This window comes from Pseudomonas sp. CGJS7, assembly GCF_036961695.1.
In genome coordinates this window covers 1-25,618 of sequence record NZ_JBAMDI010000028.1, presented here as the reverse complement: position 1 = coordinate 25,618, position 25,618 = coordinate 1, and the positions used below count along the sequence as shown (strand labels likewise).

Genomic DNA, 25,618 nt, shown 5'->3' with positions numbered 1-25,618 from the left:
AGCAGTGTCCGCCCACGGCCTGAATCGCGCCTTTAGACCCCGTCCTGCTTAGCGATGGCAACCTCGCCGGACCGGGGGCTGGGTGTCCCGCCGGCGGCCAACGCACGTCGGGGAGATCGGTTGACACGCCTGGCGAGAGAAAATTTCGGCGCCGCTCGGGCCGGGGTTCGCCGATTTGCCCGGATCGGCCGGGAATATTCGCTCGCCGCGGCGTGCGCGGGCGCGCATGGCCGCTAGAATGAACCCGATCCCAAGCCGTCTATCCATGAGCCTGCATCTCTACAACAGCCTGTCGCGACAGGTCGAACCCTTCCAGCCGCTGGATCCCTCGCGCCCGACGATGTATGTCTGCGGCCCCACGGTCTACAACTATGTGCATATCGGCAACGCACGCGGCCCGGTGGTGTTCGGCGTGCTCGCCGACCTGCTGCGCCGGCGTTACGGCGGTCTGGCCTATGCGCGCAACATCACCGACGTAGACGACAAGATCAACGCCGCCGCGGCCGATCAAGGCGTGCCGATCTCGGTCATCACCGACCGGTTCGCCGCCGCTTACCGCGAGGACATGGCCGCGCTGGGGGTGAAGCCGCCGGATCTGGAACCGGCCGCGACCGCGCACATCGGCGAAATCGTGACGATGATCGAGCGCCTGATCGCATCCGGCCACGCCTACGAGGCCGAACGCCACGTGCTCTTCGCCATCGGCAGCTTCGACGGTTACGGCAAGCTCTCGCGCCGCGACATCGAGGACATGCGCGCCGGCGCGCGGGTCGAGGTGGCGCCGTACAAGCGCGATCCGGGCGACTTCGTGCTGTGGAAGCCCTCCAGCGACGACCTGCCCGGCTGGGAGTCTCCCTGGGGCCGCGGCCGTCCGGGCTGGCACATCGAATGCTCGGCGATGGCCGCCGCGCATTTGGGCGAGACCATCGACATTCACGCCGGCGGCGTGGATCTGCAGTTCCCGCACCACGAGAACGAGATCGCGCAGAGCGAGTGCGCGCACGGCGGCAAGGTGTTCGCGCGCTGGTGGCTGCACAACGGCATGCTCAATTTCGGCGGTCTGAAGATGTCGAAGTCGATCGGCAACATCATGACCATCAACGGCCTGGTCAAGACCTATTCGCCCGAGGCCTTGCGCTATGCGTTGCTGTCGGCGCACTACCGGCAGCCGCTGGACTGGTCGCGCGATCTGATCGAGCAATGCACGCGCACGCTGGAACGCCTGTACGGCACCTTGCGCGATCTGGCCGGTGTCGACGCCGGCGCTATCGTCATCCCGGCGGGCGTCGAAGCCGCGCTCGACGACGATCTCAACACCCCGCGCGCGCTCGCCGAAGTGGCCCGCATCGCCAGCGAAGCGCGCAAGGCCACCGATCCGGCCGAGCAGGCGCGGCTCAAGCGCGAGTTGCTCGGCGCGGGCCTGGCCCTGGGCCTGCTGCAACAAGACCCCGCGGCGTGGTTCTCCGGCGCCACCGACGAAAACGACGACGCCCGCATCCAGGCCCTGGTCGACGAACGCAACGCCGCCAAGCAGTCGCGCGACTTCGCCCGCGCCGACGCGATCCGTCAGCAACTCGCCGATGAAGGCATCCTGCTGGAAGACACCCCGGCCGGCGTGCGCTGGAAGCGTTCGCGATGAGCGTCGCCGCCCTCGCCTCGCCGTTCCCGATCGAGGCCACCGCCGCCGAAGCACAGGCGACGATCCGCGATGAGTTCGCCTTCTTCGGCGACTGGTCCGAGCGTTACCAGTACCTGATCGACCTGGGCCGCAAGCTGCCGGATCTGCCGGCGGAGTGGAAAACCGAAGAACACCGCCTGCTGGGTTGCCAGTCGATGGTGTGGATCGTGGTCGAAGGCGACGCCAGCCGGCTCACCTTCCACGCGATCAGCGATTCGGCCATCGTCTCGGGCCTGATCTATCTGGCCCTGCGGGTGTATTCGGGCCGCAGCGCGACCGAGATCGTCGCCACCCAGGCCGACTACATCGCCGACATCGGCCTGGCCAAACACCTCTCGCCGACCCGCAGCAACGGCCTGGCCGCGCTGCTGGCGTTCATCCGCGAACAGGCGCAGCGCCGGCTGTGAGCAACGACGGCGCCGGCGATATCGCAGTCGACACTGCTCCGACCGGCCCCGCGCAACTGCTGCGCAACCCAGGCTTCGCCGGCCTGCTGCTGTACCGGCTGCTGGCGATGCTGTCGTATCAGATCGTCGCGGTCACGGTCGGCTGGCACGTGTACGAGCTGACCCGCGACCCGTTCGCGCTGGGGCTGATCGGGCTCACCGAGGTAATCCCGTATTTCTGCTTCGCTTTGTTCGCCGGCTACGCGGTCGATCATCTGCCGCGGCGCAAGCTGGGCATGTTCGCCTGCCTGGGCCTGCTGCTGACCACCTTGATGCTGGCCGGCGTCGCCAGCGGCAAGTTGCCGGCCGGCGGCCTGGGCTTGTCGACCCTGACCATCTACGCGGCGATCGCCATCAACGGCGTGGTCCGCGCGTTCCTGTCGCCGGTGTACATGTCGTTGTTCGCGCGGGTGCTCAAGCGCGAACACTTCGCCCGCGGCGCCGGCGTCGGCAGCGTGGTGATGCAGACCGGGCTGGTGCTGGGCCCGGCCCTGGGCGGCGTGCTGGTGGCCTGGGGCGGCAAGACTTCGGCGTATCTGGTCGCGGCCGCGTTCGCCCTGGCTGCGGCGATCGCCATCATCACCCTGCGCGTGACCGAGCCCGCGCCGCAGGCCGAACGCGCGCCGGTGTTCAAGAGCATCGGCGAAGGCCTGCGCTTCGTGTTCAACAACCAGGTGGTGCTCGGCGCGCAGGCGCTGGACATGTTCTCGGTGTTGTTCGGCGGCGCGGTCGCGCTGCTGCCGGCGTTCATCCACGACGTGCTGCATTACGGCCCCGAAGCCCTCGGCGTATTGCGCGCGGCGCCGGCGGCCGGCGCGGTGCTGATGGGCTTGTGGCTGGCCAAGCATCCGCCGCAGAAGAACGCCGGGCGCCTGCTGCTCTACGCGGTCGCCGGCTTCGGCCTGTGCATCATCGGCTTTGCGATATCGCGCGATTTCTGGCTTTCGGCGGCGATGCTGATGCTGTCGGGGATGTGCGACGGGGTTTCGGTGGTGCTGCGCTCGACCATCCTGCAGTTGTCGACGCCGGACGAAATGCGCGGGCGGGTGTCTTCGATCAACGGCATCTTCATCGGCTCATCCAACGAGTTGGGCGCGTTCGAATCCGGGCTCGCGGCCAAGCTGATGGGATTGGTGCCGTCGGTGATCTTCGGCGGCTGCATGACCTTGGCGGTGGTCGGCGCCACGGCCAAGCTGGCGCCGAAGCTGCGGCGGCTGGATTTGCGCGATCTGCAATGACGGCGGCGTGAGCTTAGAGCCGCCGACAACAACGGCCTGGTTCGGGCTGATGAGAGCAAAGTCAAAATGGGTTCCGGCTTTCGCCGGAATGACGATAGGTGAGTTGCGCGGTGCCGATGGGTGAGTTGCGCGGTGCTGATGGGTGCGTTGCGCGGTGCTGATGGGTAAGTTGCGCTATTTCGTTGGCAAGGCTTAGTCGCTGCGCAACTTCGTTCGCTCCGCTCGCTCCGGGCTCGCCGGCTTGGGCTTGCGCAAGACCACCGCGACCGCGCCGATCAACGCGACCACGCCGTTGAACAACGCCGTGCCGATGGCCACCAACGCATCGCCGTCGGCACCGGCCATGCTGGTCTCGATGTCCTGACGCGCCAGGTTCCAGCACAGCACGCCCAGCAGCGGCGAGCCGATCAATAGGTTGAGTACGAACATCGCCACCGCGGCATAACGCAGGTAGCCGCGCGACCAATGCCACAGCAGCGCGTTCCAGGCCAGCACCGCTACCGGCCCCAGAATCAGCAAAGCGTCGTCCATGGGCGATTCTCCGAAGGTGCCTGCATCCTAACCGCGTTGGGCGCGGCGCGCGGCGCCGGATCGACTCAGGCGCTGCCCGCCCACTGCGCGTACAGGCCGGCTTCTCCGTCCGGGCGCAGTCGCTGCAGCGGCAGGCGTTGCTGCGGCGGCGGCAGCGCCATTTGCGCGTAGACCGCGGCGGTGGAGAGGCCGAACGGCTCGGCGTCCTCGTTCGAGTAGGCGTAATACACCGCCTCCACCCCGACCAGGTGCATCGCCGCCAGACACATCGGGCAAGGATGGCCGCTGGCGTAAATCGTGCAGCCGTCCAGGCGGACCAGACCGAGCGCCTGCGCGGCTTCGCGGATCGCCAGCAGTTCGGCGTGCGCGATCGGATCGCCGGTTTCCAGGATCCGGTTGACCGCGCGCGCGATGACCCGGCCGTCGCGCACCAGCACCGCGCCGAACGGGCGGCCGCCGGCGGCGGCGTTGGCGCGGGCCAGCGACAACGCCTCGCGCATGAACGCCATGCGGCCGGAATCGGCGTGCTCGGGCGAATGGACGTTCATGGCGCGGCTCCGGGTGGCATCGACGCTCACAGCCTATCCGCGTCGCGGCCGCCGCAGGTGGACCGACCCTGGCGTTTCGCCCGCGCCGCCGCAAACGCAAAAGCCCGGCCGGAGCCGGGCTTTTTTCGCAACGCGCTAGCGGCTGGGATCAGTCGCCCATCTGCTTCTGCAGATGCTCCCAACGCTCCTGCGCGTCGATCGTGCGCTCGGCGGTCAGGCGCGCCTCCAGGCGCTCCAGGCCGATTTCCTCGCCCGTGTCGACGCAGAAACCGTAGTCGCCGGAGTCCACCCGCTTGAGGGTGCTGTCGATCTTGCTGATCAGCTTGCGGTAACGGTCGCGGGTGCGCAGCTCCAACGAGTTCTCCGTCTCGCGCGTCGCGCGTTCGGCTTCGTCGCCGACGTCGCGCACTTCGTCCTTGAGGTTCTCGATGGTCTGCTTGGACTCCTCGACCAGGTCCGCGCGCCATTGCATCAGGCGCTGACGGAAATACTCGAGCTGCAATGCGCTCATGTATTCCTCATCGGCGGCCGGCTTATAGCCTTCCGGCACGAGCGGACGGCCGGTGGCCGGATCGTTCTTGTAAGGCACGACCTTGACCTTGGTCTTCGGCGCGGGCGCCGACGGCTGTTTGACCGTCACGGCCACGGCCACCTTGCCGGCCGGACGCGGGGCCGCCGCGGGGGCGGTCGTGGTGGCGGGCTTGCCCGCCGGGGTCTTGCTGGATGCTGATTGGGTCACTGTGTTCTTGCTTTGTTCGGAGATGCGGTCGGCCTGCTTGGCAGCGGCCGCCTCCTGGGCGGGGGGCTGCGCCGCGGGCGGTTTGACGGCGGGCGCAGGTTTGGGCTTCACAGCTTCGGGCTTTTTCGCTTCAACTTTTTTAAGCTCCGGCTTCTTTGTTGCTACGTCCTTGCCTGCCGTGGGTTTACTGGGTGCCGCCTTGACCGGTGCTGACTTGGCCGGCGCGGGCGCCGCCTTCTTCGCCGCCGGTGCCGGCTTGGCGGCGGGCTTCTTGGCCGCCGCCGGCTTGGCCGGGGCCGCCTTCTTCGCCACCGCGACCTGCTTGCCGGCCGGCTTGGCCGCCGGGGCCTTCTTGGCCGCCGCTTTCGCCGGAGCCGCCTTCTTGGCCGCGGGCTTGGTAACGGCCGTTTTCTTCGGCGCGGGCTTGACCGCGGGTTTGGCCGCCTTCTTCGCAGCCGGCTTCACGGTCTTCTTGGCGGCCTTGACGGCCTTCTTCGCAGGTTTTTTCACTGCCACGAGCGGCTTGTCCTTCTATTCCCTGAGGGCGCCTCCGAACGCGGTCCGGAGACATCGCGGGCCAAGCATGACCCACCCGGCCATCAAATGCACATGCGTTCGATGACCGCAAGTGAAATCCGACAGTACGCCGGTTTTCGCCCGGTCCGTGCAGCTCGGCAACAGCGTTTCCGCGCCGCGGCGGACCTTCGTCTTGCACTTGCCTTGTTTGGGGAAAGCGCGCTGTTATACCCTGCTGCGGCACCCGCGGCAACCGCACGGTGCGCGGCCGATCGCGGCGTAAAATAGCGCCCTGCGCGGGCACGCCCGCACGCTTATTCCCCGCTCCTGTCACTACCGTTGCCGGCATTAAGGAAACGTGATCGCCCGCCTGCTCATCGCCTTGCTTCGTGGCTATAAACGTTGGATCAGCCCGCTGCTCGGCCAACGTTGCCGCTTCCATCCCAGCTGTTCGTCGTATTCGATGACGGCCATCGGGCATTACGGCGCGCTCAAGGGCGGCTGGCTCACGCTAAAACGCCTCGGCTGCTGTCATCCTCTGCACCCAGGCGGCTACGACCCGGTGCCCGGCACCGGCGAGGACACCGCCGACCGCGGTCCGCACGACCGACCCGATTCCCCCACTTCGCCACCCGGAAGCCACTGCTCATGCCATCGACCCTGATCGTCAACGCCCGCCTGGTCAACGAAGGTCGCGAGTACGACGGCGACCTGCGCATCGAGGACGGCCGCATCGCCCAGATCGGCGCGGGCCTGTCCGGACGCGGCGGCGAAACCGTGATCGACGCGAACGGCCGGCGCCTGCTGCCCGGGATGATCGACGATCAGGTTCATTTCCGTGAACCCGGTATGGAATACAAGGCCGACATGGCCACCGAGTCGGCCGCGGCTGTGGCCGGCGGGCTGACCACCTTCATGGACATGCCCAACACCAACCCGCCGACGCTCGACGCGGCCGCGCTGGAGGACAAGTACCGCCGCGCCGCCGGCCGCGCCTGGGGCAACTACGCGTTCTACCTGGGCGCGAGCAACGACAACCTCGCCGCGATCCAGTCGCTGGATCCGCGCACCGCGCCGGGGGTGAAAGTGTTCATGGGCGCGTCCACCGGCAACATGCTGGTCGACGATCCGGTCACCCTGGACGCGATCTTCCGCGACGTGCCCACGCCGATCATCACCCACTGCGAAGACACGCCGATGATCGACGCCGAGCTCGCCATCTACAAGGCGAAGTACGGCGACGACATCCCGGCCGAGTTCCATCCCGACATCCGCTCGCGCCAGGCCTGCAAGAAATCCACCGAGCTGGCGATCTCGCTGGCGCGCAAGCACAACACCCGCCTGCACGTGCTGCACATCAGCACCGCCGATGAGCTGGCGCTGTTCCAGCCCGGCCCGATCGAAGGCAAGCGCATCACCGCCGAGACCTGCATCCACTTCCTGCGCTTCGACCGCGAGGATTACGCCAAGCTCGGCCATCTGATCAAGTGCAACCCGGCGATCAAGGACCCGGCCGACCGCGAAGCGCTGATCCGCGCGGTCGCCGCGGACGTGATCGACGTGCTCGCCACCGACCACGCCCCGCACACGCTGGAAGAAAAGGCGCGTCCCTACACCTCGGCGCCGAGCGGCCTGCCGCTGGTGCAGTTCGCGCTCAACGCCGCGCTGGAACTGGTCCACGAAGGCCGTTTGAGCACCGCCCAGGTGGTCGACAAATTCGCCCACGCGCCGGCCAAGCTGTTCGACGTGGAGCACCGCGGCTTTCTGCGCGAGGGCTACTTCGCCGACCTGGTGCTGATCGACGACACGCCCTACACCGTGCAGCGCGAGGACGTGCTGTCCAAGTGCGGCTGGTCGCCGTTCGAAGGCCGCACCTTCCGCTCGCGCATCGCCTCGACCTGGGTCAACGGCGTGTTGGCCTGGGACGGCGCCAAACTGGTCGGCACGCCGAACGGGCAGCGACTGGCCTTCGATCGATGAAGTTGGCTGTATTGAGTCTGGCGCTGGCGTTGCTGGCGCCGGCCGCGGCGTCGCTGGCGCAAACCCCGGCCGCCGCGGCCGCTCCGGCCGATACCCGGGTGGTGTTCCCGTCGGCGGTTTCGCAAGGCGGATTGGTGATCGGCAAGGTGCCCGCCGGCAGCAAGGTGACTTACGGCGACAGGCAGTTGCGCACCACCGGCTACGGCAGCGTGGTGTTCGGCGTCGGCCGCGACGCGACCGGGCCGCTGACGGTGCAGGTGGAGATCGCGCCGGGCCGGGCCGAAACCGCGCGCATCGCGGTGACGCCGCGCGAGTTTCCGACCGAATACATCCAGGGCGTTCCGCCCAAGACGGTCAATCCGCCGCCGGAGATCGCCGCGCGGATCGAGCGCGAACAGGCGCAGGTGGTGGCGGCGCGCGCGCGCGACGACGATCGCGCCGATTTCGCCCAGCCTTTCATCTGGCCGGTGCAGGGGCGGATCAGCGGACGCTTCGGCAATCAGCGCGTCTACAACGGGCAAAAAGGCTCCGGCCATTCGGGCATGGACATCGCCGCGCCCACCGGCACCGCGATCAAGGCGCCGGCCGCGGGCGTGATCACCTTCGTCGGGCCCGATCTGTACCTGACCGGCGGCACCGTGTTGCTCGACCACGGGCACGGGGTGAGTTCGAACTTTCTGCACCTGTCGCGGATCGATGTGAAGCTCGGCGATCGGGTCGCCCAAGGTCAGGTCATCGGCGCGGTCGGCGCGACCGGACGCGCGACCGGCCCGCATCTGCATTGGGGCATGAACTGGTTCGATGTGCGGATCGATCCGCTGCTGGTGCTGGAGCGCGCCAAGGCGACGCAGTAACGCCGGCCGATCAGATCGGGGCGGCGTCGAGCAGCGCGCCCAGCGGCGCGAACGACGGCGAAGATTCCAGATCGCGCAAACGCACGCACTTGGGATTGGGCAGCCGCGGCCCGGACGCGGCCAGAAATCCGTTGCCGCGCTCCATCAATCCCAGCCGCTGCCGGGCCTGGGCCAGCGCTTCGGCGAATTCGTCCTCGCCGACGTGCTGCGCCGACGCCGGTTGGCCGTGTTCGTCCAGACGCAACGCTTCGCGCCGCGCCGGCCGCAAACAAGGCGCGATTTCGCGCCACAACCCGTCCCAATCCAACGACGGAAACGGCGCCGAGGACGGCGCGGCCAGCGGCAGCAGCGGCGCCAGCCGTCCGCGCGGCTGGGCCGGGTTTTCGGCGAAGCAGCGGTACACGAATTCGCTCGCGCTCATCGCCCCCGCCGGTTCGGCCGCGGCGTGGCCCAAGGCTTCGCTCAGCACCGCGCGCAGTTGCGGCGACGCCGGCAGACTGCGGTCGCGCAGCGCCGCGGCGCGGCCGAGCGCGGCCAGCGCATCGCCGGCGAAGCCCTGACGGCGCAGCGACAAGGCATGCGCGAGCACGGCGATGCGCTCGTTGTCCTGCAGGTCGATGGCCGTGCCCATCGGCCGGCGCGCGTCCACCGCGATCAGCGCCGGATCGTCCAGGCGCTGCGACAACGCGCGTTCGACCACGCCGCCGGCGGCGACTTCGATCAGATACCCGGCGCGGCCGAGCAAGGCGACGTGGCTGTAAGCGCTCTCGCCGAACCAGGCGGTCAACGCCGCCAGCGGGCCGCGCGCGCGCATCAGCAGCACGTCGCCGGTGCGCAGTTGCGCGGCCTGGAACGCCAGCGCCGGCGAGCCGCCGTCGGGCATCACGACACCACCTCGCGCTCGATCTCCACGCTGTGCCCGGTGACCCGGTCGCGGCCGGCGGACTTGCTGGTGTACAGCGCCGCGTCGGCGCGTTCGAGCAACTGCTCCGGGGTTTCGCCCGGCATCAGCTCGGCCACGCCCAGGCTCAGGCTGACCGGCAACAGGCGGCCGTCGATCGACAGCGGGCTGCCGCTGACCGATTCGCGCAAGTGCTCGGCCACCCGCACCGCGTCGCGCAGATGGGTATCGGCCAACACCACCAACACCTCGTCGCCGCCGTAACGGCCGAACAAGTCGTAAGCGCGCAGACGATTGCGGGTGCGCAAGGACACGATGCGCAAGGTTTCATCGCCCACCCGATGGCCGTGCTCGTCGTTGATGCGCTTGAAGTGGTCGATATCGAAGAACACCACCGACAACGGCCGGTGCGAACGCTGCGCGCTTTCCACCGCGGTGCGCAGGCTTTGCGAAATCGCCGCGCGGGTCATCGCGCCGGTCAGGCTGTCGTAGGTGGCCAGACGGTTGGCGGTGTCGCGGTCGCGGCGCAGTTGTTGCAGCTTGGTGGTCAGGCCGAGCAGCAGCCCCAGGCCGCCGAAGGCCAGGCCGATCGGGAAGGTGTATTCCAGCCAGGCGAACTCCGGCCACCACTGATGGCGCGAACCGACCAGGGCCACCAGCAGCGCCATCAACGGCAACCACGCCAGCAACAGGAAATACGCTTCGCGCTGCCGCCGCCAGGTGGCGACGAAGCCGCAGTACAGGATCACCACGATCACGATCAGCAGATTGAGATTGCCGTACAGCGCGCTGTACTTGAAGGTGCGGAACAAGGTCAGCGCCAGCAATGCGCCGAGCGAGATGCTGCACCAATCCAGGATCTGCGCGACCCGCGGCTGGGTGGTGCGCAAGCCGAGGAAGAAGATCAGAAAGCGGATGCTGGCCAAGACCGCGGCGGTGTTGAGCACGATGTTGGCGCGGGTGTCGGGCGCGATCTCGTTGAGCCAGGGCACCACCCGCATCTCGCCGCCGTCGGAGGTCAAGGTCAGGATCTGCAGCACCAGGGTCAGGCCCAGATAGGCGTAACCGCGTTCGCGCAAGCCGGCCCAGAAGCCGAACGCGAGCACCGCGACCACGCCCATCGCGGTCAGCACCACGCTGCGCAGGGCGACATGGCGCATGTCGTCGCGCTGGACCTGGGCCAGCGGCTGGATCGTCACCTTCGACGGCGACAGATCGGTCGCCATCACCCGCAGGTACAGGGTGTCGCCCTTGCGCAAGCCCAGGGGCAACGGGAACACGATCTTGCGGGTGGAATGGTTGAGGTCGGTGTCGGGTCCGTAGATCGAACGCCGCAACGGCAATTCGTCGCCGGGCCGCCACAGTTCGATTTCGCGTCGATACGGACGCGAGATGGTCAGCTGCGGCGAATCGATCGGATCCACGTCTTGATTGAGCGTGACCCGCCACCACACCGGCTGGCGTTTGGGCGCCCAGATTTCATTGCCGGACACCGCCTCGAAGCGGCGATCGAATTCGCCGGCGATCACCCGCGCGGGCACCGGATCCTGTCCCAGCCGGGCCAGGCTCAGCGAAGGCGCGCGGTAGGAACTGGGGTCGTAGGGTTCGCGGTCGGAACGGGTCAGCGGCGCCGGACGCTCGAGCGGAACCGGGGCCTGCGCGATGGCATTGGCCGATGCATCGGCGGGAGGCAGGCTTACGTCTTGCGCCGACGCGATCGCCGCCACCGCAAATATCCCCAGCAGAACCAACAGGGCCTGCCAGCCACGACGCCAGGGTTTCCCCATGCCCCTTCCGGTCACTAGTCTGGTGATCGGAGCATAGCCCAAGGGCCCTGCATCCCGGGGGTGGGGACCATCACGGTTTCCGCCTCGCAGTGTGTCCGCGCACACGCCTCCATGCATTGCCGCACCAACTCTGCCGAATCAGAACGTGATCCTACACCGTGCCCTGCATGTGCCACGGCTACCGGAACGGGCCGATCCTGGCCCCCATCCGGGCGGATTCAACGCGGTGTCCCGCGATCGGTCGGCGCGTTTACTCGCGCGCGCCCTGCCCGGTGACCCGCGCGACCGCATCGTGCGCGTGCAGGCTTTCGAAGTGCGCGACTTCGGCGTCGAAGCGCTCGATCCGCGGATCGGCCGACAGGGTCGCGGCCACGCGGCGCGCGGCGTCTTCGCAGAACATCAGGTTCTCGGCGTTGAGCTTGGCGAAGGCTTGTTCGTCCTCGCGCTTGACCGCGGTCTGCACCGGCGTGGCGAGCGCGCGTTCCAGCGCATCGATCAAGCCCACCAACGGCAGCTCATCGAAGGCCGGACGCAGTTCAACGCGCACGTCGGCGCGGCTGCGCTGGGCGTGCGGGGTCGCGGCCAGGCCGCGCTCGGAGGCCAGCCAATCGCTGACCACCGCGGTCGACAGCGGATGGGCGGCGGCGAAATCGGCGGCGAAACGTTCGGCGTTGAGCTGGCGCGACAACGCCGCCGAGGCCGGACAGGTGCTGGAGTATTCGACCGAGAAACGCAGGCCCAGGTGCAGATGGCCGTCGATCAGGCGCGCGTCGATCTCCACCGGGTAGCGCTTCCAGCCGGCGTTCTGGCTGGCCAGCGCCGGGCGCAGCAGCAGTTGTTCGTAACGCAGCACCAGCCGCGACGCGCTGGAAATGCCGCCCTGCCCGTCGATCAGGCTTTGCAGCGCGCGGCGCAGGCCGGCCGGGGTCAGGGTTTCGCTGGCGAACGCGTTTTGCAGATGCAGGTACATCCGCGACATGTGGATGCCACGCGCGTTGGCGTCGCGCAGATTTACCGAGACGTCGACCGAGGCGGCGACCTGGATCGGCTGGCCGTCGCTGCCGGCGATGCGCAGCGGCAAGGCGATGTTGGACATGCCGACCCAGTCCAGCGCGCGCGCGGCGGCGGCGGCGTCGAAGGCGACATCGGGCAAGGCGGAACGCGAGGGGGTTTGGGGAGTATTCACAACGCAACTAATGGGGGCGCGTGGGGGGCAACGCAACGGCGCCATTCTACCGGGCCGGGCCGGATCGCCCCCGCCCGGCCCTGCAACGCTCAGTTGCGGGCGCCGCGCCAGGCCGCCAGCAGGGCGGTCCAGGGCGACAGCGGCCGGGCCGCGTCGCCGCGCTGCAGCCGGGTGTGGGCCAGCGCGGTCCACAGCCGCCGCGGCACGGTCGCGCCGAACCGCGCCGGCCATTGCGCCAGCAGTTCGCGGTTCCATTCCACCGCCGCGCCCTCGCCCGGACGCGCCATCGCCCGCGCCACCACGCTCAGCGGCACCGCCGCGTCGCCCTGCAGCACCAGCCGCGATTCCAGCAGGCTCGACTGGATCGCCGGCACCGCCGCCTCGGGCAGCTGCCCGGGCACCGGTTCGAACAGAGCCGCGTCGATCGCGCTGATCGCGGTGGCCAGCGGCAGCAGGCTGTCGAAGGCTTCGCCGCGGTCGCCGGGGCGCTCGCGGCTGTCGCGCAGGCCGGGCATGGCCAGGGCCAGATCGCCCCAGGGCGCATTGAGCCGCTGCAGCGCCAGCCCGAGCGGGTGGCGCCGGCGGTTCATCCGCCAACCCTGCAATTCTTCCATCCACCAACCCAGCTTGGCCTCGCCGGGCAAGGCGTCGGCGCCGCCCCAGGCGGCGTCGGTGAGTTCTTGTTGCAACGCCGCCCAGGCCACCGCCACGCCGCGCTGCGCGCGCGGCACGAACACCTCGGCCACCGACCATTCCGGCCAGCGCGCGCGCCATTTGCCGGCGAAGTCCTGCAGCGCCTGCTCCTGGGATGCATGCTCCTGGGGTGCATGCTCCTGCGAGGCGGCATCGACATCGGCGGCGAGCTTGGGATTCATCGCGTCGCCGGCCATGCGTCCGCCTCGACCAACTGCGCGGGCGAGTCGATCAGCGCATCGCCCTGCCAGGCGAGCGGATCGTCGTGGTCCAGGCGATAGCCCCACAACGCCACCACCGACGCCATGCCGGCGGCGCGCGCGGCGATGATGTCGCGTTCGTCGTCGCCGACGTACACGCAATCCTGCGGCGCGATGCCGATCCGTTCGGCGGCGACGATCAGCTGCAATGGATCGGGCTTGCGCGCGCTCAAGGTGTCGCCGCCGATCAGCACCGCGCAACGCGTCTGCCAGCCCAGCAGCGGCATCAGCTTGCTCGCCAGATATTCGGGTTTGTTGGTGACGATGCCCCATACGCAACCGGCCGCTTCCAGCGCCGACAGCATCGCTTCCACGCCTTCGAACGGCGCGCCGTGCCGGCCGAGTTCGCGCTCGTAGCGCTCCAGGAATTCGGGCACGCGCGCATCGCGTTCGGCCGGATCGAGATCGGGAAACGTCGCACCGAGCATCGCCCGCGAACCCTTGGAGACCTGCGCGCGCAGCGGCTGCATCGGCATCGGCGGCAACTGCCGGTCCGCGCGCATGGCGTTGGCCACCGCCAGCATGTCCGGCGCGCTGTCGAGCAAGGTGCCGTCCAGGTCGAACAGCACCGCCTTGGGAAATGCGGTGTGCGGACGTTCCGCGCCGTTCGGCGCCGCGGCCGGCGCGCTCATGCGGCCGACGCCTGCGCGGCGTCGGGCTTGTACGCGCAGGCCAGATAGTTGATGTCGGTGCGCGAGGTGAGGCGCGCGCCGTTGCGCCAGGGTTCGTACATCAGGCCGCTGACGTCTTCCAGTTCCAGCCCGGCCTCGCGCAGCCAGCGCGCCAGCTCGGAGGGTTTGATGAAATCGCGGTACTGGTGGGTGCCCTTGGGCAGCAGCCGCGCCAGATACTCGGCGCCGACGATCGCCAGCGCGAACGCGGCCGGGGTGCGGTTGAGGGTGGACAGGAACAAGCGCCCGCCCGGCTTGAGCAAACTCGCGCAGGCGCGGACGATCGCGCCCGGGTCGGGCACGTGCTCGAGCATTTCCATGCAGGTGACCACGTCGAACGAGCCCGGCCGCTCGGCCGCCAGCGCTTCCACCGGCTGCAAGCGGTAATCCACCGCGACGCCGGTTTCCAGCCGATGCAGCTTGGCGACCTTGATCAGTTCCGGAGCCAGATCGATCGCGATCACTTGCGCGCCCGCGGCCGCCAGCGCTTCGCTCAGCAAGCCGCCGCCGCAACCCACGTCGAGCGCCTGCGCCTCGCGCAGCGGCGCGCGCTGGGCGACGTAGTCCAGGCGCACCGGATTGAGCGCGTGCAGCGGCTTCTGCGGCCCCTGCGGATCCCACCAGCGGTTGGCCAGGGCGCCGAACTTGTCGAGTTCGGCTTGACTGAAGTTGTCGTGCTCGCCAGCGCTGTGCCCGTCGGAGCCGTGCTGATTCGAACCGGATGGGTTGCTCGCTGCGCTCATGCCTGCCTGCTCTTCACTGCCGTCGATGCCGCGCGACCGCTGACGGCGCGCACGAAACTAGTTTGAATCAAGCCCGGGCCGGCGGGTGTTAACGCGGCGCGACGACGCGCCCCGCTCCGCCGCCGCGGGCGCTGGGATCAGCGCTGGATCGCGGCGATGCGGGTACGCCACTGCCGCGCATTCGCGACCAGCGCCGCAGTGTCCATGTCGACCAGCGCACGCTCGCGCAGCTTGGCGCGGCCGGCGATCCACACGTCGCCGACCTGATGGCGGCCGGTGGCGTAGATCAGCTGCGAGACCACGTGATGCACCGGCTGGGTTTCCAGCGGGCTCAGATCCACGCACACCAGGTCGGCCTGCTTGCCGATCTGGATCGAACCGATCCTGTCGTCGAAGCCGATCGCCTTGGCCCCGCCGAGGGTGGCCGCGCGCAACGCGCTGAACGCATCGAGCGCCTTGGCGTCGTCGCCGACCGCCTTGGCCAGCAGCGCCGCGGTGCGGGTTTCGCCGAACATGTCCAGATCGTTGTTGCTGGCGCAGCCGTCGGTGCCGATCGCCAGATTGACCCCGGCGTGCTGCAGCTTGCACACCGGGCAGAAGCCCGAGGCCAGCTTGAGGTTGGATTCGGCGCAATGCACCACGCTGACCCCGCGCTCGGCGCACAGGGCGATTTCGGCGTCGGTGAGCTGGGTCATGTGCACCGCGATCAGGCGGTCGGTGACCAGACCCAGGCGATCGAGCCGCGCCAACGGGCGCTGGCCGTATTGCTTGATCGAATCGGCGACTTCCTGCGCGGTTTCGTGGGTGTGCAGATGGATCGGCAGATCCAGCTGATCGGCGAGCATGCGGATGCGTTCGAAATTGGCGTCGCTGACCGTGTACGGCGCATGCGGCGCGAACGCGGTGGCGACCATCGCGTCGTCGCGCCACAGGTCGTGGACTTCGCCGGCGCGGTCGAAATATTCGTCGGAGGTCTTGGCCCAGGCGGTGGGGAAATCGATCACCGGCAGGCCGACCCGGGCGCGGAAGCCGTGGCGCTTGTAGACCGCGGCCTGCACGTCGGGGAAGAAATAGTTTTCGTTGGCGCAGGTGGTACCGCCGCGCAGCATCTCGGCGATCGCCAGGGTGATGCCGTCTTCGACGAACTGCGGGCCGATCACCGCGCCCTCGACCGGCCAGATGTGGCCTTGCAGCCATTCCATCAGCGGCAGATCGTCGGCGATGCCGCGCAGCAGCGTCATCGGGTTGTGGGTGTGGGCGTTGACCAGGCCCGGGATCAGCGCCGAATCGGGGCGGCTGACGGTCTCGGCCGCGGCGTAACGCTCGCGCGCCTCGTGGATCGGCAGCAGGTCGACGATGACGCCGCCCTTGACCGCCACGGCATGGTCTTCCAGCACCAGCGCATGCGGCTCGACCGGCACCACCCAGCCCGCTTCGATCAACAAGTCGCAGGGAACGGGCTGGAGTTCGGAAGTCATACGCTGCTCGCTGTCTGGGCCGATGCGCTGGCCGCATGGGGGAATGCCGCCCCGTGGCCGGGCCGGCCGGGTGTTGCGAAAACGCGGCCGTTGCTGCGGGCCGCGTTCGGGTGTCGCTTTAGCGCCGCGGCTCGCTGCGCGGACGCGTCGTACGCGCAAGCGGGCGGAGCGAGGCGCTGGGTGGATCGGAACACCCCACCACCGTCATTCCGGCGAAAGCCGGAACCCATTTTGCCGTTGCTTTTGTTGCTTGCGCGCGGCAACGGCGAAACGACCGCAACGGCAAAAGCAAAGGCACTGGATCCCCGCGTCCGCGGGGATGACGTTTCGGCAAAGCCGTGGCCGCCAGGGCGGCCACGGGCCGAAACGTCACTTCACCCGGCTGACGTACTCGCCCGAACGGGTATCGACCTTGATGGTTTCTTCCTGGCCGACGAACAGCGGCACGCGCACCACCGCGCCGGTTTCCAGGGTCGCCGGCTTGCCGCCGCCGCCGGAGGTATCGCCGCGCACGCCCGGGTCGGTCTCGGTGATCTTCAGCTCGACGAAGTTCGGCGGCTGCACCGCGATCGGCACGCCGTTCCACAACGTCACCACGCACTCTTCCTCGCCCTTGAGCCACTTCTCCGCACCGCCCATGCCGTTCTTGTCGGACTGGACCTGCTCGAACGACTCCTGATTCATGAAGTGCCAGTACTCGCCGTCGGAGTACAGGTACTGCATGTCGGTGTCGACCACGTCGGCCTGTTCGACGCTGTCGGTGGCCTTCATGGTCATTTCGACCACGCGGCCGGACTTGATGCTGCGGTACTTGATGCGGGTGAAGGCCTGGCCCTTGCCCGGCTTGACGTACTCGGTCTCGGTGATGACGCACGGGTCGTTATTGACCAGGATCTTCTGTCCGGTCTTGACGTCGTTCATGCCTAGGCTGGCCATGCTGAAACTCCTGCAAATGAAAATGTGGCGGTGATTGGGTCCGGCCGCCCCCGCCGCTGGGCCGGGACCGTCCGCTGCCGTCGTCGCGGCGCCGCCCCGCGCCGGCCCCGTCCGCGGCCGGGCCGCCGGCGCCTGAAGCGCGTGCGGACCGCCATGCCGGCGACGGAAGGCTAGAATGTCGGGCTGCGCCAGCCCCGTCCGCAGCGGTTTTCCGCGTGGTCGGAGCCCGGGCGCCGTAATCGGAACCCTGAAGGCTAGCCCCACATGATACCTGCAGCGCAACCCGTCCCGCATCCGGCCGCCCCCCAGGGGGCCGCCGCCCCGCCGCGCTGGCAGGCGCTGTGGCGCGATGCGGTGCGCGATCCGCGCGAGCTGCTGGCCCTGCTCGGCCTGTCCGAGGCCGCGCTGGGCCTGTCCGATGAGGCCGCCGCGCAGTTCCCGCTGCGGGTGCCGCGCGGCTTCGTGGCGCGGATGCGCCCGGGCGATCCGGCCGACCCGCTGCTGCGCCAGGTGCTGCCGCTGGACCAGGAAATGCGGCCGATGCCCGGTTTCAGCCTGGACGCGGTCGGCGACGGCGCGGCCAAGGCCGGCCACGGGGTGATCCGCAAGTACCGCGGCCGGGCCCTGCTGATCGCCACCGGCAGCTGCGCCATCCACTGCCGCTACTGCTTCCGCCGCCACTTCCCCTACGCCGAGGAAACCGCCGCCGCCGCCGGCTGGCGCGACGCGGTCGCGGCGATCTCCGCCGATACGGACATCGATGAGGTGATCCTGTCCGGCGGCGACCCCTGGTCGCTGGCCACGCCCAAGCTGATCGAACTGACCGACGCGCTGGCGCCGATCGCCCACCTCAAGCGGCTGCGCATCCACACCCGTTTGCCGGTGGTGCTGCCCGAACGCGTCGATGCCGCGCTGACCCAATGGCTGCAGGCCCTGCCCTGGCCGGTCGCGGTGGTTTTGCATGCCAATCACGCCAACGAATTCGACGCCGATGTCGACGCGGCGATGCAACGCCTGCGCGCCGCCGGCGCCACCTTGCTCAATCAGGCGGTGCTGTTGCGTGGAGTCAACGACAGCGTCGAGGCCTTGGCCGCGCTGAGCGAGCGCAGCTACGCCGCCGGCGTGCTGCCTTATTACCTGCACCAACTGGACCGGGTCCAGGGTTCGGCCCATTTCGAGATCGAAGATCAGGCCGCGCGCGACTTGCACCGCGCCCTGGCCGCGCGCATCTCCGGCTACCTGGTGCCCAAGCTGGTGCGAGAAGTGACAGGCGACCCAGGCAAGCGTCCGTTGTAAGGTTGTAATCTGGCTGGGGTTTGATCGGGGAACGCAGCGGTAGCACGTCGGCGCAAGCACAAGCGCGCGGGCAAAGCATCCACGGCGTGATCGAACCCTTCAACAGGTCACAGATTCTCGTCCTTGCATGGACGAGGCCGGCGCTTCGTGTCATAAAACCGGCCCACGGAGGTGGTTAATGCAATTCGGCAAAGACATGGTGCTGCGCTTGCTGATCGTCGACGACAGCGTCGAGGCGGCCGAAGCCATCGTCAGCGCACTGCGCAACAGCGGCATCGCGGTGCGGCCCACCCGCCCGGAAAACGAGCAGGAACTGGCCGCGCTGATCCTGCAACACCCGCCGGATCTGGTCCTGGCCGCGCGCAACTCGCGCAACGTCTCGCTGCTCAAACTGATGCAAAGCGTGGACGCCAGCGGCAAGGACCTGCCGGTGCTGGTGCTGATGGAAGCCGTCGATGAAGCCGCCCTGCTCGGGGTGATGGAAATCGGCGCGCGCGGGGTGGTGCTGCGCTCCAACATCGGCCACCTGCAGAACGTGGTCCGCGCCGAATGGGCCGACCTGGAAGCGCGCCGTTCGCTGCGCCGCCTGGAAGCCCAGGTGCGCGAAACCGAACGCCGCTGCGACGCGCTGATCGACTCCTCGCGCGATCCGATCGCCTACATCCACGAAGGCATGCACATCCGCGCCAACGCGGCGTACCTGGAAATCTTCGGGTTCGAGTCGTTCGAAGACATCGAGGGCATGTCCCTGCTCGATCTGGTCGCGCCGAGCCAGGTCGACGGCTTCAAGCAATTGCTCAAGCAGCTCAGCAAGGGCGATGCGCCGCCGCCGAACTACGAAACCCAGGCCCGCGCGCTGGACGGCAACGCCTTCCCGGCGGTCATGGAATTCACCGCGGCCACCTACGAGGGCGAGCAATGCCTGCAGGTGGTGCTGCGCCGGCAGGAGGTCGATCCGGAACTGGCGCGCGAGGTCGAAGCGCTGCGCCAGCGCGACCAGGTCACCGGCCTGCTCAACCGCGCCACCTTCCTGCGCTCGCTGGAAGACGCGGTCGCCGATGCGGCGCAGAACTCGGCCCATCACGGCCTGCTGCTGATCGAACCTGACCACTACAACCAACTGCTGCAGGAAATCGGCCTGGACCAGGCCGACCAGCTGATCAAGGCCTGCGGCGAGCGCCTGCGCAGCGCGATCGGCCCGGACTATATCGCCGCGCGTTTCGGCGAGCACCAGTTCGCGGTGCTGACCCTGCACAGCGACCATTCGCACACCTCCGGCCTGGCCGAAAAGCTGCGCGCGGCCTTCGCCGCCAGCGTGCTGGAAACCGACCACCTCTCGCTCAGCGCCACCGCCAGCGTCGGCGGCGTGCAGATCGGCGAGAAGATCGCCAGCGTCACCGCGGTGCTGGGCAAGGCTGCGCAATGCCTGCAATCGGCCAGCGACATCGGCGGCAACCGGATCGAACTGTTCGACCCCGGCGCGGCCGACCGCGCCGAGGAAGAACGCATCGCCGCCTGGGTCGCGCGCATCCGCGACGCGCTCGACGCCGACCGCTTCGTCATGAACTACCAGCCGCTGATCAACCTGCACGGCGAGCCGATCGAGATGTACGAGGCTTACCTGCGCATGCAGAGCCTGGGCGCCGACGAAGGCGGCGGCGAGCTGGTCCAGCCGCTGTCGTTCCTGCAGGTGGCCGAAGAACACGGCCTGCTGTGGGAAATCGACCGCTGGGTGGTCGGCCGCGCGATCCAGGTGATCGGCGAGCGCATGCGCCAGGGCCGGCGGACCACCTTGCTGGTCAAGATCACCCAGGCCTCGCTGCAGGACGAAAGCCTGCAGCAGCACATCGTCGAACAACTGGCCAAGCACGGCGCCGACGGCAAGCTGCTGGTGTTGCAGCTGCCCGAATCCAAGGTGTTCACCAACCTGCGCGCGGCGCAGGAGTTCCAGTCGCGGATCTACCACTACGGCGTGCGCGTGGGTCTGGAGCAATTCGGCGCGGGCCTGAATTCGTTCCAGTTGCTCAACCATTTCGATGCGGCGTTCCTGAAGATCGACCGCAGCTACATGGAAGACCTCACCTCCAACCCCGACCACCAGCAGCGAGTGCGCGAGATCGCCGAAAAGGCGCGCGAACTGGGCCGGCAGACCATCGCCGAATTCGTCCAGGACGCGGCCAGCATGAGCTTTCTGTTCGCAGCCGGCTTCGACTACGCCCAGGGCCACTTCCTGGCGGCGGCGGGGCCGGAGATGGATTACGACTTCCAGTAAGGCCGGGATTCGGGATTCAAAAAGCTGAAGACTTGCGCAATGAAAAGCCCGCCGATCGGCGGGCTTTTTGCTTTGATCGGGCGGGTTTGCTCGCACCGTAGTCGAAGGCTCGCAGTCGCGGCTTGCGCCGCTCCTACAGGGGCTTCGGCTGCGGCGGCGACTGCCTGTAGGAGCGGCGCAAGCCGCGACCGCGAAGCTGTAACCGCTGCGAAACCAGCGGTATCCCGGCGAACCGCAGGAGCGGCTTATGCCGCCCCGCCGATCCACCGCGCCCCTCAGCGAGTCACCACCCGCCCCGAAGCCCGCACCGGCTCATCGGCCGCGTTGCGCAACGCCGCGATGCGCTCCTCCAGCGGCGGATGGCTGCGCATCAACTTCGACAGCCCATGCCCGACCGCGCCGCTGATGCCGAACGCCTGCACCTGCTTGGGCAAGGTGCTCTCGCCATAGGTCTGCGACAAGCGCTGCAACGCCGCGATCATCTTCTGCCGGCCGGCCAGACGCGCGCCACCGGCGTCGGCGCGGAACTCGCGGTAACGCGAGAACGACATCGCGATCATGCTGGCGAACAAGCCGAAGATCATGTCGAGCGCGAACACGATCACGTAGTAACCCAGGCCCGGCGCGCCGTCGCGGCTACCGCCCAGATAACCGTCGATGACCCGGCCGACCAGACGCGCCAGCACGATCACGAAGGTATTGAGCACGCCCTGGACCAAGGCCATGGTCACCATGTCGCCGTTGGCGACGTGGCTGACTTCGTGCGCCAGCACCGCTTCGGCTTCGTCGCGGTCCATCGCCCGCATCAAGCCGGTCGATACCGCGACCAGCGCGTTGTTGCGGCTGGCGCCGGTGGCGAAGGCGTTGATTTCCGGCGCGTCGTAGATCGCGACCTCGGGCATGCCGATGCCGGCCGCCTCGGCCTGACGGCGCACGGTGTCGACCAGCCAACGCTCGGTTTCGTTGCGCGGCTGCTCGATCACGTACGCGCCGGTGCTGCGCTTGGCCAGCCACTTGGACATGGCCAGCGAAATGAAGGAACCGCCGAAGCCGAATACCGTGGCCATGACCAGCAAGCCGCCGGTGTTGTTCAGACGGATGCCGAATACGCCTTGCAGCACCGCCATGACGATACTGAGCAAGGCCAGGACGGCCAGGTTGGTGGCGAGGAAAAGCGCTATGCGTTTGAACATGGTCGTAGTCGAATCGTCTCGTCGTTGGGCCGCGCGCCCGGCGCGGCCTTGCTTCGACGATCCCTGTCGGGCCCGGCGGATTCGCTGAAATCCCGCCGTCTGCGTTGAAATGTGGCGAAGTCGCCGTTAATTCAACGAGAATCCACACCGATCCCGCCGCTGCGTGAGTTCCCGTTCATTGTCCGGACATGCTTCCGCCGCCGACGCCGGTTACCGCGGCCGCTTCGCGCCCTCGCCCACCGGCGACCTGCACGCGGGTTCGCTGCTGGCCGCGTTCGCCAGTTGGTTGTTGGCGCGCCAGGCCGGCGGCGCCTGGCTGGTACGGATAGAAGACCTGGACCCGCCGCGCGAAGTTCCCGGCGCCGCCGACCGGCAACTGCAGGCGTTGGCCGGTTTCGGCCTGCTCAGCGATGAGGCGGTGGTGCGGCAGAGCCGGCGCCATGCACTGTACGAGGCCGCATTGACCGACCTGCTCGACCGCGGTCTGGCCTTCGCCTGCCATTGCAGCCGCAGCGACCTCGCCGCCACTGGCGGCATTCATCGCCGCTGCGTGAGCGCGCGTGCCGGCGGCGCGCCGCAGCCGGCGATCCGCTTGCGCGTGGCCGATGGGGCCACGGTCGATTTCGACGACGCCCTGCTCGGCAAGCAATCCCAGGACGTGGCCGCCACGGTCGGCGACTTCGTACTGCGCCGCGCCGACGGCTACTGGGCCTACCAATTGGCGGTGGTGGTCGACGACGCCGATCAGGCCATCACCGACGTGGTCCGCGGCGCCGACCTGCTCGACTCCACCGCGCGCCAGATCCTGCTGCAGCGCGCGCTCGGCCTGGCGACCCCACGCTACGCGCACCTGCCGCTGCTGGTCGACGCACAGGGCCGCAAACTGTCCAAATCCGACGCCGCCCACCCGCTCGACCCGAGCGATCCGCTGCCGGCGCTGCGCGCGGTCTGGCGGGCGCTGGGCCAGGACGAACAGGCATTGATTGCGGTGGAAACTGTCACGCAATTGCTCGATACGGCACGGGTTTCGTTCAGTCCGGCACAGATTCCGCAAGCCGCCGCCGGTCTCGCCGCGATGCACAACGACCATCGCACGAATGCTGTCTAGAATCGGGCCGAGACCGCCCTTCGCGGTCAAGGAGAGCTCAGCATGCAGTCCCGTGTTGCACTCGTCACCGGCGGTACCGGTGGCATCGGCACCTCGATCGTCCAACGCCTCGCCAAGATGGGGCACAAGGTCGCGACCAATTACCGAGACGAAGCCAAAGGACGCGCCTGGCAGGCGCAATTGAAAGAACAGGGCATCGATGTCGCCATCGCCCACGGCGATGTGTCCTCGCCCGAACACGCCGAAGCGCTGATCCGCGATGTGGAGCGCCAGCTCGGCCCGGTCGACATCCTGGTCAACAACGCCGGCATCACCCGCGATTCGACCTTCCACCGCATGACCTCGCAGCAGTGGAGCGACGTCATCACCACCAACCTCAACTCCTGCTTCAACGTCACCCGTCCGGTGATCGAGGGCATGCGCGAGCGCAAGTGGGGCCGGATCGTGCAGATCAGCTCGATCAACGGCCAGAAAGGCCAGTACGGCCAAGCCAATTACGCCGCCGCCAAGGCCGGCATGCACGGGTTCACGATTTCGCTGGCGCAGGAAAACGCGAAGTTCGGCATCACCGTCAACACCGTCTCGCCCGGTTACATCGGCACCGACATGGTGATGGCCGTGCCCGAGGACGTGCGCAACAAGATCGTCGCGCAGATTCCGACCGGCCGCCTGGGCACGCCGGAAGAAATCGCCTACGCGGTGGGCTTCTTCATCCCCGACGAAGCCAGCTGGATCACCGGCGCCAATCTGTCCGCCAACGGCGGCCAGTACATGGGTTGGTAAGCCCGCGCCTGGCGTGGACCGGAGGCCTGTTCAGGTCTCCGGCTCCGCGCAAGCGACCGCGCAAGACCGTCCCCGGCGCGCGGATCGCGAACCGCCCGGTTCATTAACCCGCACGGTTCACGACCGTTCGGACGGCGCCGGCGCTTGCGCGTTTTCGCGCTGATTCGAAGGGGTTTTTCTCACTCGCGCAGGCATCGCCGCAGGCGCGCAACGCCGCTCGCGCGGCTGCCGCGCACGCCCTCGCCCGCGCCGCGCGCGCTTCCGGCCACGCCCCTGTTGCAAGCCCTCTCGGCCTGCGCCATGCTGCAAGGCACCACGTTTTAGAGCCAAAGCTCAATGGCCTCGACTCGCGTCATCAAGAAATATCCGAACCGTCGCCTCTACGACACCGAGATCTCCAGCTACATCACCATCGAGGACGTGCGCCAGCTCATCGTCGACGGCGAAGAGTTCGAAGTGCGCGACGCGCGCTCCGGCGACGACCTCACCCGGCAAGTGCTGCTGCAGATCATCGCCGAGCACGAGCAGGACGGCGAACCGGTGCTGTCCACCCAGTTGCTCAGCCAGATCATCCGTTTCTACGGCGACTCGCTGCAGGGCTTCATGGGCAACTACCTGGAACGCTCGATGCAGGTGTTTCTCGATCAGCAGCAGCAGTTCCGCAACCAGATGGGCGGCATGCTCGGGCAGACCCCGTGGGCGATGATGAATCAGCTTACCGAGCGCAACCTCACCCTGTGGAAAGAGTTCCAGCAGAACCTTTCCGGCAGCGTCGGCCAGCCGGTCACGCCCAAGCCGAAGGCCGACGGCAAGCCCGACACCAAGCGCGAGCGTTGAGCCGCGCTTTTTTCTTGCGCGCCGCGCGCCGGCGCGCATCCGTTCGCGGGCCGTGGGGACGGTGCCGGGACGCGTGAATCCTCCGCGTCGACGCGCAAGCCTTTCGCCCCTTCCGTATGACTTGAGGCTCGCGCCATCGCGCGCGCCGTGCAGTGGGGACAACGCATGAACAAACGCATCGCCGTCGTCAGCGGCGGCATCGGCGGCCTGGGCAGCGAAATCTGCCTGTCGCTGGCGCGCGCCGGCCGCCGCGTGGTGGCGCTGGATCTGGGCGCGCGCAGCGAACGCATCGCCGAGTTCGCCGCGCAGACCGAAGGGTTCGACATCCGCTTCGAAGCGGCCAACGTCGCCGACTACGACGACTGCGGCGCGGCGTTCGAACGCATCCGCGCGCGCGACGGCGGCGTCGACATCCTGGTCAACGCCGCCGGCATCACCCGCGACGGCAGCCTGCGCAAGATGGACAAGCGCGCCTGGGACGAAGTGCTGAACGTCAATCTCGACGGCGTGTTCAACCTGTGCCGGCACGCGGTCGACGGCATGGCCGAACGCGGCTTCGGCCGCATCGTCAACATCAGCTCGGTCAACGGCCAGACCGGCCAGTTCGGCCAGACCAACTACTCCGCGGCCAAGGCCGGCATGCACGGCTTCACCATGGCCTTGGCGCGCGAGGTCGCGCGCAAGGGCGTGACGGTGAATTCGGTGTCGCCGGGTTACTGCGAAACCGCGATGGTGATGGCGGTGCCGGAAGACATCCGCAGCAAGATCATCGACAGCGTCCCGGTCGGCCGGCTCGGCAAGCCCAGCGAGATCGCGCGCACGGTGGAGTTTTTGACCGCCGAGGATGCGGGGTTCATCACCGGGGCGAATATTCCGGTGAATGGCGGGTTGTTCATGAGCTTCTGAATGAGCGACCAAGCGCCACTTGCAGCTCATCGCCAATG

24 protein-coding genes are annotated in these 25,618 nt (G+C 68.3%); 12 read left to right on the top strand and 12 right to left on the bottom strand.

Translation table 11 applies throughout. The annotated features are described in order from the left end of the window. The first annotated feature begins 265 nt into the window (after positions 1–265). Genes cysS through V7787_RS18320 form a run of 3 tightly spaced genes read left to right on the top strand, consistent with a single transcriptional unit; the run spans position 266 to position 3,362 of the window. On the top strand, positions 266–1,639 hold the full coding sequence (gene cysS / locus V7787_RS18330) for a cysteine--tRNA ligase (protein ID WP_336088948.1): 1,374 nt from the start codon (positions 266–268) through the stop codon (positions 1,637–1,639). Continuing rightward, positions 1,636–2,085 (top strand): SufE family protein, encoded by a 450-nt coding sequence (locus V7787_RS18325; RefSeq protein WP_336088947.1) that lies wholly within the window; start codon positions 1,636–1,638, stop codon positions 2,083–2,085. Before cysS ends, V7787_RS18325 begins: the two co-directional genes overlap by 4 nt. Further along, positions 2,082–3,362 carry an MFS transporter gene (locus tag V7787_RS18320; protein ID WP_336088946.1) on the top strand — a complete coding sequence of 427 codons (1,281 nt, stop codon included), beginning with the start codon at positions 2,082–2,084 and terminating at the stop codon, positions 3,360–3,362. Before V7787_RS18325 ends, V7787_RS18320 begins: the two co-directional genes overlap by 4 nt. 192 nt (positions 3,363–3,554) lie before the next feature. Here V7787_RS18320 and V7787_RS18315 read toward each other — a convergent pair whose 3' ends face one another. The 3 genes from V7787_RS18315 to dksA all read right to left on the bottom strand — a co-directional run bounded on the left by V7787_RS18315 (position 3,555) and on the right by dksA (position 5,696). After that, positions 3,555–3,893: a hypothetical protein gene (locus V7787_RS18315; protein WP_336088945.1), complete on the bottom strand. Its 339-nt coding sequence runs from the start codon at positions 3,891–3,893 to the stop codon at positions 3,555–3,557. A 65-nt stretch (positions 3,894–3,958) separates the two neighbouring features. Next, positions 3,959–4,441, bottom strand: coding sequence for a nucleoside deaminase (locus tag V7787_RS18310; RefSeq protein ID WP_336088944.1), 483 nt, complete (start codon positions 4,439–4,441; stop codon positions 3,959–3,961). Positions 4,442–4,589: 148 nt separating this feature from the next. Further along, positions 4,590–5,696 carry an RNA polymerase-binding protein DksA gene (gene dksA / locus V7787_RS18305; protein WP_336088943.1) on the bottom strand — a complete coding sequence of 369 codons (1,107 nt, stop codon included), beginning with the start codon at positions 5,694–5,696 and terminating at the stop codon, positions 4,590–4,592. 361 nt (positions 5,697–6,057) lie between these two features. Between dksA and yidD the strand changes: the two genes are divergently transcribed. The 3 genes from yidD to V7787_RS18290 are packed head-to-tail and all read left to right on the top strand — an operon-like array spanning position 6,058 to position 8,530. Beyond that, positions 6,058–6,360: a membrane protein insertion efficiency factor YidD gene (gene yidD / locus V7787_RS18300; RefSeq protein ID WP_336089002.1), complete on the top strand. Its 303-nt coding sequence runs from the start codon at positions 6,058–6,060 to the stop codon at positions 6,358–6,360. After that, positions 6,345–7,676: a dihydroorotase gene (locus tag V7787_RS18295; RefSeq protein ID WP_336088942.1), complete on the top strand. Its 1,332-nt coding sequence runs from the start codon at positions 6,345–6,347 to the stop codon at positions 7,674–7,676. Before yidD ends, V7787_RS18295 begins: the two co-directional genes overlap by 16 nt. Beyond that, positions 7,673–8,530: a M23 family metallopeptidase gene (locus V7787_RS18290; protein WP_336088941.1), complete on the top strand. Its 858-nt coding sequence runs from the start codon at positions 7,673–7,675 to the stop codon at positions 8,528–8,530. The genes V7787_RS18295 and V7787_RS18290 overlap by 4 nt, the downstream gene beginning before the upstream one ends. A 10-nt stretch (positions 8,531–8,540) precedes the next feature. Here the strand turns inward: V7787_RS18290 and V7787_RS18285 are convergent, their stop codons facing one another. The 8 genes from V7787_RS18285 to efp all read right to left on the bottom strand — a co-directional run bounded on the left by V7787_RS18285 (position 8,541) and on the right by efp (position 17,185). Further along, complete coding sequence (locus V7787_RS18285) at positions 8,541–9,413, bottom strand: hypothetical protein (protein WP_336088940.1); 873 nt, start codon at positions 9,411–9,413, stop codon at positions 8,541–8,543. Continuing rightward, positions 9,413–11,218: a diguanylate cyclase gene (locus tag V7787_RS18280; RefSeq protein ID WP_336088939.1), complete on the bottom strand. Its 1,806-nt coding sequence runs from the start codon at positions 11,216–11,218 to the stop codon at positions 9,413–9,415. Before V7787_RS18280 ends, V7787_RS18285 begins: the two co-directional genes overlap by 1 nt. Positions 11,219–11,468: 250 nt before the next feature. Beyond that, positions 11,469–12,404, bottom strand: coding sequence for a GTP cyclohydrolase FolE2 (gene folE2 / locus V7787_RS18275; protein ID WP_336088938.1), 936 nt, complete (start codon positions 12,402–12,404; stop codon positions 11,469–11,471). An 89-nt stretch (positions 12,405–12,493) separates the two neighbouring features. After that, positions 12,494–13,279 (bottom strand): hypothetical protein, encoded by a 786-nt coding sequence (locus V7787_RS18270; RefSeq protein ID WP_336088937.1) that lies wholly within the window; start codon positions 13,277–13,279, stop codon positions 12,494–12,496. Next, on the bottom strand, positions 13,276–13,989 hold the full coding sequence (locus tag V7787_RS18265) for a phosphoglycolate phosphatase (RefSeq protein WP_336088936.1): 714 nt from the start codon (positions 13,987–13,989) through the stop codon (positions 13,276–13,278). The genes V7787_RS18270 and V7787_RS18265 overlap by 4 nt, the downstream gene beginning before the upstream one ends. Then, the gene (ubiG, locus tag V7787_RS18260; RefSeq protein WP_336088935.1) at positions 13,986–14,771 is read right to left on the bottom strand and encodes a bifunctional 2-polyprenyl-6-hydroxyphenol methylase/3-demethylubiquinol 3-O-methyltransferase UbiG; all 786 of its coding nucleotides are present in this window, start codon (positions 14,769–14,771) and stop codon (positions 13,986–13,988) included. The genes V7787_RS18265 and ubiG overlap by 4 nt, the downstream gene beginning before the upstream one ends. Before the next feature lie 137 nt (positions 14,772–14,908). Continuing rightward, positions 14,909–16,249 carry a TRZ/ATZ family hydrolase gene (locus tag V7787_RS18255; RefSeq protein ID WP_336088934.1) on the bottom strand — a complete coding sequence of 447 codons (1,341 nt, stop codon included), beginning with the start codon at positions 16,247–16,249 and terminating at the stop codon, positions 14,909–14,911. A 369-nt stretch (positions 16,250–16,618) separates the two neighbouring features. After that, on the bottom strand, positions 16,619–17,185 hold the full coding sequence (efp, locus tag V7787_RS18250; protein WP_336088933.1) for an elongation factor P: 567 nt from the start codon (positions 17,183–17,185) through the stop codon (positions 16,619–16,621). Positions 17,186–17,449: 264 nt separating this feature from the next. Between efp and epmB the strand changes: the two genes are divergently transcribed. Next, positions 17,450–18,481 (top strand): EF-P beta-lysylation protein EpmB, encoded by a 1,032-nt coding sequence (epmB, locus tag V7787_RS18245; protein WP_336088932.1) that lies wholly within the window; start codon positions 17,450–17,452, stop codon positions 18,479–18,481. A gap of 178 nt (positions 18,482–18,659) precedes the next feature. Next, complete coding sequence (locus V7787_RS18240) at positions 18,660–20,753, top strand: EAL domain-containing response regulator (protein ID WP_336088931.1); 2,094 nt, start codon at positions 18,660–18,662, stop codon at positions 20,751–20,753. Between the two features lie 275 nt (positions 20,754–21,028). Here V7787_RS18240 and htpX read toward each other — a convergent pair whose 3' ends face one another. Beyond that, positions 21,029–21,946: a protease HtpX gene (htpX, locus tag V7787_RS18235; protein WP_336088930.1), complete on the bottom strand. Its 918-nt coding sequence runs from the start codon at positions 21,944–21,946 to the stop codon at positions 21,029–21,031. A gap of 163 nt (positions 21,947–22,109) precedes the next feature. Between htpX and gluQRS the strand changes: the two genes are divergently transcribed. From gluQRS to phbB (V7787_RS18215), 4 genes are all read left to right on the top strand, one after another. After that, positions 22,110–23,054: a tRNA glutamyl-Q(34) synthetase GluQRS gene (gene gluQRS / locus V7787_RS18230; RefSeq protein ID WP_336088929.1), complete on the top strand. Its 945-nt coding sequence runs from the start codon at positions 22,110–22,112 to the stop codon at positions 23,052–23,054. Positions 23,055–23,096: 42 nt separating this feature from the next. Beyond that, on the top strand, positions 23,097–23,837 hold the full coding sequence (phbB, locus tag V7787_RS18225; RefSeq protein ID WP_336088928.1) for an acetoacetyl-CoA reductase: 741 nt from the start codon (positions 23,097–23,099) through the stop codon (positions 23,835–23,837). A gap of 336 nt (positions 23,838–24,173) precedes the next feature. Beyond that, a complete protein-coding gene (gene phaR, locus V7787_RS18220; protein ID WP_336088927.1) occupies positions 24,174–24,674 on the top strand; it encodes a polyhydroxyalkanoate synthesis repressor PhaR in 501 nt (166 codons plus the stop codon). Positions 24,675–24,839: 165 nt separating this feature from the next. Beyond that, positions 24,840–25,580 (top strand): acetoacetyl-CoA reductase, encoded by a 741-nt coding sequence (phbB, locus tag V7787_RS18215; RefSeq protein ID WP_336088926.1) that lies wholly within the window; start codon positions 24,840–24,842, stop codon positions 25,578–25,580. Positions 25,581–25,618 lie beyond the last annotated feature (38 nt).

Coding starts and splice junctions, on each gene's coding strand:
- cysS (WP_336088948.1), top strand. CDS start 266: ATGAGCCTGCATCTCTACAACAGCCTGTCGCGACAGGTCGAACCCTTC.
- V7787_RS18325 (WP_336088947.1), top strand. CDS start 1,636: ATGAGCGTCGCCGCCCTCGCCTCGCCGTTCCCGATCGAGGCCACCGCC.
- V7787_RS18315 (WP_336088945.1), bottom strand. CDS start 3,893: ATGGACGACGCTTTGCTGATTCTGGGGCCGGTAGCGGTGCTGGCCTGG.
- V7787_RS18310 (WP_336088944.1), bottom strand. CDS start 4,441: ATGAACGTCCATTCGCCCGAGCACGCCGATTCCGGCCGCATGGCGTTC.
- V7787_RS18295 (WP_336088942.1), top strand. CDS start 6,345: ATGCCATCGACCCTGATCGTCAACGCCCGCCTGGTCAACGAAGGTCGC.
- V7787_RS18290 (WP_336088941.1), top strand. CDS start 7,673: ATGAAGTTGGCTGTATTGAGTCTGGCGCTGGCGTTGCTGGCGCCGGCC.
- V7787_RS18285 (WP_336088940.1), bottom strand. CDS start 9,413: ATGCCCGACGGCGGCTCGCCGGCGCTGGCGTTCCAGGCCGCGCAACTG.
- V7787_RS18280 (WP_336088939.1), bottom strand. CDS start 11,218: ATGGGGAAACCCTGGCGTCGTGGCTGGCAGGCCCTGTTGGTTCTGCTG.
- V7787_RS18270 (WP_336088937.1), bottom strand. CDS start 13,279: ATGAATCCCAAGCTCGCCGCCGATGTCGATGCCGCCTCGCAGGAGCAT.
- V7787_RS18265 (WP_336088936.1), bottom strand. CDS start 13,989: ATGAGCGCGCCGGCCGCGGCGCCGAACGGCGCGGAACGTCCGCACACC.
- ubiG (WP_336088935.1), bottom strand. CDS start 14,771: ATGAGCGCAGCGAGCAACCCATCCGGTTCGAATCAGCACGGCTCCGAC.
- V7787_RS18255 (WP_336088934.1), bottom strand. CDS start 16,249: ATGACTTCCGAACTCCAGCCCGTTCCCTGCGACTTGTTGATCGAAGCG.
- efp (WP_336088933.1), bottom strand. CDS start 17,185: ATGGCCAGCCTAGGCATGAACGACGTCAAGACCGGACAGAAGATCCTG.
- epmB (WP_336088932.1), top strand. CDS start 17,450: ATGATACCTGCAGCGCAACCCGTCCCGCATCCGGCCGCCCCCCAGGGG.
- V7787_RS18240 (WP_336088931.1), top strand. CDS start 18,660: ATGCAATTCGGCAAAGACATGGTGCTGCGCTTGCTGATCGTCGACGAC.
- htpX (WP_336088930.1), bottom strand. CDS start 21,946: ATGTTCAAACGCATAGCGCTTTTCCTCGCCACCAACCTGGCCGTCCTG.
- phbB (WP_336088928.1), top strand. CDS start 23,097: ATGCAGTCCCGTGTTGCACTCGTCACCGGCGGTACCGGTGGCATCGGC.
- phaR (WP_336088927.1), top strand. CDS start 24,174: ATGGCCTCGACTCGCGTCATCAAGAAATATCCGAACCGTCGCCTCTAC.
- phbB (WP_336088926.1), top strand. CDS start 24,840: ATGAACAAACGCATCGCCGTCGTCAGCGGCGGCATCGGCGGCCTGGGC.